The sequence below is a fragment of the Duganella aquatilis genome, assembly GCF_009674565.1.
GTDB lineage: Bacteria > Pseudomonadota > Gammaproteobacteria > Burkholderiales > Burkholderiaceae_D > Rugamonas > Rugamonas aquatilis.
Genome location: NZ_WKJL01000072.1, coordinates 1 through 358 on the forward strand (window position 1 = coordinate 1; position 358 = coordinate 358).

Sequence of the window (358 nt, forward strand, 5' to 3'; positions counted from 1 at the left end):
CCAGAAGTAGGTAGCTTAACCGCAAGGAGGGCGCTTACCACGGTAGGATTCGTGACTGGGGTGAAGTCGTAACAAGGTAGCCGTATCGGAAGGTGCGGCTGGATCACCTCCTTTCTAGAGTAGCACTCATCAAGCGTCCACACTTATCGGCTGTAACAAAGACTGGATTTACGTAAGAAGAGATTCTTAGGTAAATGTAGTTCCGTTCTTTAACAATCTGGAAGAAGTAAGGTTTTATTTAAGCGTGTAAGAAATTACACACTTAGGGTAGTAAAACTCATCATCACAAAGTAGTAAATGCTTAGACTTATAGCCGTCAAGGTTATAGGGACAAGTGAATAAGTGCACATGGCGGATG

General features: G+C 43.6%; 1 rRNA gene. It reads left to right on the forward strand.

Annotation, left to right across the window (positions count from 1 at the left end):
* Positions 1-114: ribosomal RNA gene (locus tag GJ698_RS30285) — 16S ribosomal RNA — on the forward strand; the annotation flags it as partial.
* Between the last annotated feature and the right edge of the window lie 244 nt (positions 115-358).